Consider the following 6,987-nt stretch of genomic DNA (forward strand, 5'->3'; position numbering starts at 1 on the left):
CGCCACGCCATCGCTGCGCGACAGGTAAAACATCGTGCCCGCCTGCGCCGCCGACAGTGCCGACGGCCCGTCTGCCTTGCTTTCGATCCAGCGGTCCACCGCCCGTTGAGCGAGATTGAGCAAAAAGACCAGTCTCGTTTTCGTCTGATCCTTCATCGGAATTCACTTTCTGTTGCCACCGCATGATTGTATTTCGCGCACGAAGTATTATAATTCGTGCACGAATCAATTTTCGCACATGTCGCTCCCCGCGTCGGTGGGGCGAAACCTACAGGAGAACCCATGACCGATCACGTCACCGTCACTTCCGCCCAAGGCGTCCTCACTCTCACGCTGGCGCGGCCGGACAAAATGAACGCACTCACCAGCGCGATGTATGCCACCCTGGCCGACGCCCTCGCCAGCGCCGAGTCCGATCCCGCTGTCCGCGTCGTCGTGATCCGTGGCGAAGGCGCCATGTTMACCGCCGGCAACGATCTGGCTGAGTTTGCCGCGGTCGCCACGGGCACAGCCGGCGCCGGAGAGAGCCAAGTTGTCCGATTCCTGCGTGCTCTTGCGGGCTGCACCAAGCCCCTGGTGGCGGCAGTCAACGGTCGCGCGGTGGGCGTGGGCACCACGATGCTGCTGCACTGCGACTTCGTCGTGCTCGCGGAGGACGCGCTGCTATCCACACCGTTTGTCAATCTGGCCCTTGTGCCCGAGGCCGCCTCGAGTCTGCTCATGCCGGCGCGCATAGGCCATGCGCGCGCATTCGAGATGTTCGCCCTGGGCAAGCCGATTTCGGCCGCGCAAGCGCTGGATTGGGGCATCGCCAACCGCGTGGTCCCGGTGACGGGCCTGCATGGCGAGGCCGATCAGGTCGCGGCACTGTTCGCGAAGCAGCCTGCCGGGTCGCTGAAAATGACGAAGCAGCTGATGAAGCAGGCGGCAACGGTCGTGGCACAGATGAACTTGGAGAGTGCGCAATTTGCCGAGCGCCTGCGCAGCCCGGAGGCGCGCGAGGCCTTCACCGCATTTGCCCAGAAGCGGGCGCCTGACTTCTCGAAGTTCACGGCCTGAGACCGAGGCACTGGACATCGCTGGTACCTGGGCACTGCTCACCGTCAACCAGCGGGGCTCCTTTCCGAACTCAGGTCCGATCTCGCAGCAGCACAGCCACCCAAGAGGAAGAAGACATGTCCCTTTTCAGTGATCTTCTCGAGAAGCCGGCCCACCTGTCCACCGAGTCGAACTACGCGGTGATTAATGGCTACCTGTATCTTGCGATCGGCGCCCTCTTCATTGTCTGGCCCGGCGCGGTGCAGACGATCTTCATGGACAGGCCATTCGTCGGAGACGAAGCTGCGCTCTTCCGGGTGATCGGCGTGTGTCTGGCCGTCATTGGCTGGCTCTACGTCTTTGGCGGTCGTTCCGGTGCAAGGCAATTYGGCCCGGCTTCCGTGCTCGACCGGGTGGTGCTCATCCCTGTCGTGCTCGTGCCCCTCGCGCTGTCGGGCGTGTTTCCACATACGGTGGGCGCCGTTGCGATTCTCGATCCGTTGCTGGGCATCGGTGCCTGGGTGCTCCACAGCCGCAAGAAGTGATCGCTTGCCAATCACTGAATCGCAGCGAGCAAGTGTCGACCCCTCGCCGATGCCGAATCCGAACCAAGCGGGCAATGCAATGAAAACCTCCCACGACCTCAACGTCGAATTCCTGTTCGACTTCGTCAGTCCGAACAGCTATATGTGCCACAAGGCGATTCCGGGCATCGAGGCCCGGACCGGCGCACGCATCGCCTATCGGCCAATCTTCCTCGGCGGACTGTTCAAGCTGTCGAACAACCGGCCGCCGTTCGTGGCCTTCGCGGATGTGCCGAACAAGATGGCCTACGAGCGGCTCGAGATGCAGCGCTTCGTCACGCGGCACCGGCTCGAGGCTTTCAAGTTCAATCCCCACTTCCCGGTGATTACGCTGCCGCTCATGCGCGCAGCGGTGGCGGCGCAGCAACTCGGCTGTTTCGAACGCTATGTCAAGATGGTCTTTGCGGCCATGTGGGAGCGCGGGCTGAAGATGGACGAGCCGGTCACGTTCGGCCCGGTCCTGTCCGAAGGCGGCCTGGACGCTGAACTGCTCATGAAGACCGCGCAGGAAGCCGAAGTCAAGGCCCGGCTGGTGGAGAGCACCCAGGTCGCCCACGACCGCGGCGCCTTTGGTGTGCCGACATTCTTCGTCGGCGATGAGATGTACTTCGGCAAGGAGCGCCTGCGCGACGTCGAGGAAAGGCTGGTTTCGCAATGAGCGGCAGTTCGACAGCAAGTCGCCAGATGCCCTCATGGCGATTCATCACGCTKGAGTTCAATGGAGGCATCGCAACGGTCAGCCTGAATCGTCCCGACAAGCACAACTCCATCACGATCCCGATGCTCCTCGAGCTGATCGATTGCGCCGAACGGATCAAGAATGATGTCGAAGTCCGCGCGGTGATCCTCAAAGGCAACGGGCCTTCATTCTGCTCCGGGATGGACCTCAAGGAGGTCATGACGGGGAGCGCTTTTCGCAAGCTCCTGGCCTTCCTGCCGCTTTGGAAGCCCGCGATGAACCGCTATCAGAAGGTTTCCCTGGTCTGGCGCTCCCTGAGCGTTCCCGTGTTGGCAGTCATCCAGGGCAACTGCTTCGGCGCAGGCCTGCAGATCGCCCTCGGCGCCGACATCCGCCTTGCATCACCCGCCAGCCAACTCTCCATCATGGAGTCGAACTGGGGGCTGGTTCCTGATATGGGTGGCACCGTCCTGCTCAGAGAGTTGATTGGCAAGGACCAGGCCGTGGAGCTCACCGTGACCGGGCGGGTGCTCAGTGCAGATCAGGCCAAGGAACTTGGTCTGGTAACGCATCTGGCGGACGATCCGCTGAGCGCAGCCCGGCACCTGTGTGCTGAGATCGAGATGCAGTCTCCGGATGCCGTTGCGGCCGGCAAGCGGCTCTTACACAGCGCCTGGAACGTGTCTGAGTCCTCCGCCCTTGGCTTTGAGCGCATGTGGCAGCGGCGGGTGATTGGCAAGACAAATCAGCGAATCGCTGTGGGGCGCCGGCTGAAAGACAGCGGGGCAAATTTCGCTTCCAGAACTTGGTGATTTCGCCCTTTGGCGAGATAGTTCTTCCCAACCAGACAAGCACAAGCCAGCCGTTTCCTTGGCCTGCTGGCGCAACGTCAGAGCTTCTCAACAAACCAATGGCCCCCGCCGCTTCGCCGGCGCCCACACCGAAACCTATCCCATGAACTCGACTCTCTTTAATCCACACGACGCAGACTTCTCCGCCTTCGACATTGAATCGCGGCGCATCTTCGAAGCGACGATCTCCTTCTTCGAGCGGCGCGGCAAGCGCGTGCTTCTTGAGCAGGACCGCGAACGGATCTGGTACGCGGACTTTATCGAGTTCCTGGAACGTGAGCGGGTGTTCGCCGCGCTTCTGACGCCAGCAGCGGAAGGCGGCGGAGATCCGAACAAGCGCTGGGACACGAGTCGCATCGCGATGATGAGCCACATCCTGGGCTTCTACGGCGGGCAGTATTGGTACGTTTGGCAGGTCACCATTCTCGGCCTGGGACCGATCTGGCAAAGCGCCAACGCCGAGGCAAGGCAGYGTGCTGCGGCTCTGCTGGATGCGGGCGCAGTCTTCGCGTTCGGTCTATCCGAACGGGAGCACGGCGCGGACATCTACACGACCGACATGGTGCTCACCCCCGACGGGCATGGCGGCTACAAGGCCAACGGCGGCAAGTACTACATCGGCAACGGCAACGTCGCCGGCATGGTGTCCGTGTTCGGCCGCATCGCCGGCATCGAGGGCTCGGACGCCTACGTGTTTTTTACTGTCGACAGCCAGCACCCAGCCTACAAGCTGCGCGGCAACGTCGTGGCCAGCCAGATGTACGTCGCGGCGTTCGACCTTGAGGACTACCCCGTCACGCCGGCGGACATCCTGCACACCGGGCAGGAGGCCTTCGATGCAGGCATGAACACCGTCAACGTCGGCAAGTTCAACCTGGGCTTCGGTGCAGTCAGCCTGGTCGAGCATTGCTTTTACGAGGCGATCACGCACGCCGAGCGGCGCGTGCTCTTCAACGCCAAGGTCACCGACTTTGCGCATGTGCAGGCATTGTTCACCGATGCTTACGCGCGCCTGGCGGGCATGAAGCTGTTCGGCGAACGCGCGATCGACTACATGCATTCGGCATCGCTGGAAGATCGGCGCTACCTCCTCTTCAATACCGTCGAGAAGATCACCGTCACTCGGCAAGGCGCCCAAGCGTACGCGGACTTGTGGGACGTGATCTCCGCGAAGGGTTTCGAGAAGGACATGTTCTTCCAGATGGCCCAGTTCGGCCTGCAGGGCTTCCCCAAGATCGAGGGCACCGTGCACGTCAACCTGGCGCTGGCGCTGAAATTCATGCCCAGCTACCTGCTCAGCTCGGGCAATGCCAGCCCAGCGCTCAACGACGTGCCGACGCGCAGGGATGCCGTGGACGATGAGTTCCTGTTTCGCCAGGGGCCGACCAAGGGCTTGCAAAAGGTGYGCTTCCACGACTGGCGGCCGGTGTTTGCCAGCTTCGCGCACCTTCCGAACGTCGCCGTGTTCACCGAGCAGATCGGTGCGTTGCGGGCCATGCTCGGCACCGCCGCGCCGTCGCCCTCGCAGCAGAAGGATCTGGACTTCATGCTCGCGATTGGGGAGATGTTCACGCTCGTGCCCTATGCCGAACTGATCCTGCAGCAGGCCGCGATCGCAGGCACCGAGACGGCGCTGGTGGATCAGATCTTCGATGTGCTTGTCCGCGATTTTTCGGGTTCCGCCCTTGTGCTGCACGGCAAACCGTCGGCAACGGTCGAGCAACAGTCCGCCGCGATGAAGTGCATCCGCCGGCCCAGTGCGGATCTTGCGCGGCTCGAAACGGTTTGGCGGCAGGCACGTGATCTGGCTGGCGCGTATGAAATGAATCCCTGAACTACCAGGCGCGCATGACTAGAAATCGCTCTCCAGCAACAGCTGGACCGATGTAATTCACGCACGATCGGCGAAGGGGGAATTCATTGCTCGAGGATTGGGCTGGCACTGAATGTCTGCTTTTCTGCTGCCTAACTCGACGCGAATGTCGCTTGTGGGCCCGTTGCCGACGCTCGACCCGCTCCCGAAGCGGACGCTCGATCGCCTTCGCAGAATTGCAGCCGACGCCATAGCCCTGCTTGACCCGGACGTAGAGGTAGGCATGATCCAGTATCGCCGCCTCCCAATTCGGGGACGGGCTCAAGATGCTAGGAGGCAGGGCATGATCGGGCGTCGTCGAATCATCTCTGGCCTCGCTTGTGCCCTTGGGACGACGGCGCTGGCCCAGGTTCCGGGGCGTAAGTATCAAATTGCCTACTTGGGGTTCACGGCAAAGAACTCTGCGGACGAAGACCGGTTCGTGGCGGCGTTCATCAATCGACTGGTTGAGCTCGGCTTCGTGGAAGGTAGGAACCTGACCATCAATTGGCGTTACGCAGAGGGAAAGAATGAACGCTACGCCGAGTTCGCTGCAGAGATGCGGGACAAGGGTGTCGACTTGGTGGTTACCGGCACTTCGACGGCGGCACACGCCGTGGTCGAGGCAAGCCGTAACATCCCAGTAGTCACGTTCGGAATYAACGACCCGCTGCATACGGGTCTCGTCGAGAGCTTCGCACATCCGGGCGGGCAGGTCACTGGGATTTCGAACTTCAACGCCGAACTCGTGCCAAAGCGAATCGAGCTGTTCAAGGCCGCGGTCCCGACCGTCTCCAAGATCGCATTGGCCCGTTGCCCGGAATGCGGGCGGCTGTCGGGCCTTAGCAGCGCAAGCATCGACGCGGCTTTTGAGAGCTACCGCGAAAGCGCGCGATCGCTTGGAATCACCCTGATTCCACGGGACATCAACGCGGCCACTGAGTTCCCGGTGGCAACCGCATCGATCAAGAGAGAGCAAGCCGACGGCGTACTTCTAATGCCAACCCAGATCAACGCGAAGCTGCGAGATGACTGGGTTGCCTTCGAGGCAGCGCATCGGGTGCCTGTGATGGCAGACTATCGCGCCGGATGTCTCCTGTCATACGGCCCCGACTACGCAGCGGTATTCCGCCGCGTGGCAGAGATTGCGGTGCAGATTCTCAATGGCGCAAAGCCCGGTGACCTGCCGATGGAACAGCCGACAAAGCTCGAGTTCGTTGTCAATCTGAAGATCGCCAGAACCATTGGCTTGACCATCCCGCAGAGCGCGCTCCTTCGGGCTGACGACGTCATATCGTGAGTCTGTTCCTTGCGATGGATTCTGCCGCGAGATTGAAGAGCCGCGAAACGACGTCGTCCGATGCACCAGGACCTCTCTCTGCTTGAAGTGGCATCGGTCAGCAACCAACGCAAGCAAGCGGTCCGCACAGCGAAGAGACATCAGCGTGAGCGCCCCGCGAACGTCGGCTATCTGGCGAATTCTGCAGCGCGGGGTGATCGTACTTTCGGTGCGGAATGACACGGTAGGGCCGAAACTCTCCTTTGAAATCAAGGACTTGCGAATACAAGTCTTGCGCGGAAAGCCAAGTTCGTAAGTCCTTGTCGCGTCACGACTTTTCGATCCAAAGCGCACMGATTTGCACGATAAGTCCGATCACCCCCAGTTGCACCTGATCATGGACAACTACGGCACGCACACCCACCCGGAGGTTCAAGCCTGGCTCGCCAAGCACCCACGCTTCGTCATGCACTTCACGCCCACGAGTGCGTCGTGGCTGAACATTGTGGAGCGCTTCTTCCGCGACATCTCGGAAAACCGCATCCGGCGCGACAGCTCCACCAGCGTGCCCGAACTGGAACTGGCCATCGATCTGTACGTGGCCCCCACAACGCCAACCCAAAGCCGTTCATCTGGACCAAGAGCGCGCTCCGACATCCTGGCCAAGGTCACACGAGCCGAACGCGACCTGCAGGATCTGGTGA

Annotated in this window: 6 protein-coding genes and 1 pseudogene; all 7 read left to right on the forward strand. The window is 61.5% G+C overall.

Translation table 11 applies throughout. The annotated features are described in order from the left end of the window. Nucleotides 1–282: 282 nt before the first annotated feature. Nucleotides 283–1,059, forward strand: a complete 777-nt coding sequence (locus AC1DY5_RS36005; protein WP_478119274.1) for an enoyl-CoA hydratase — start codon at nt 283–285, stop codon at nt 1,057–1,059. 116 nt (nt 1,060–1,175) lie between these two features. Continuing rightward, a complete protein-coding gene (locus tag AC1DY5_RS36010; protein WP_478119275.1) occupies nt 1,176–1,583 on the forward strand; it encodes a hypothetical protein in 408 nt (135 codons plus the stop codon). A gap of 79 nt (nt 1,584–1,662) precedes the next feature. Then, nucleotides 1,663–2,280, forward strand: a complete 618-nt coding sequence (locus AC1DY5_RS36015) for a DsbA family protein (protein WP_478119276.1) — start codon at nt 1,663–1,665, stop codon at nt 2,278–2,280. Continuing rightward, nucleotides 2,277–3,113, forward strand: coding sequence for a crotonase/enoyl-CoA hydratase family protein (locus tag AC1DY5_RS36020; RefSeq protein WP_478119277.1), 837 nt, complete (start codon nt 2,277–2,279; stop codon nt 3,111–3,113). The genes AC1DY5_RS36015 and AC1DY5_RS36020 overlap by 4 nt, the downstream gene beginning before the upstream one ends. 142 nt (nt 3,114–3,255) lie before the next feature. Beyond that, on the forward strand, nt 3,256–4,986 hold the full coding sequence (locus AC1DY5_RS36025; protein WP_478119278.1) for an acyl-CoA dehydrogenase family protein: 1,731 nt from the start codon (nt 3,256–3,258) through the stop codon (nt 4,984–4,986). Between the two features lie 322 nt (nt 4,987–5,308). Further along, nucleotides 5,309–6,304, forward strand: coding sequence for an ABC transporter substrate-binding protein (locus tag AC1DY5_RS36030; protein ID WP_478119279.1), 996 nt, complete (start codon nt 5,309–5,311; stop codon nt 6,302–6,304). Between the two features lie 361 nt (nt 6,305–6,665). Next, a pseudogene (locus AC1DY5_RS36035) lies at nt 6,666–6,987 on the forward strand (transposase); the annotation flags it as partial.

It is taken from the genome of Variovorax sp. P4_D9, assembly GCF_056401695.1.

What these genes read in the sequence shown, in the direction of transcription:
- AC1DY5_RS36015 (WP_478119276.1), top strand. Translation starts at nt 1,663, where the DNA reads ATGAAAACCTCCCACGACCTCAACGTCGAATTCCTGTTCGACTTCGTC.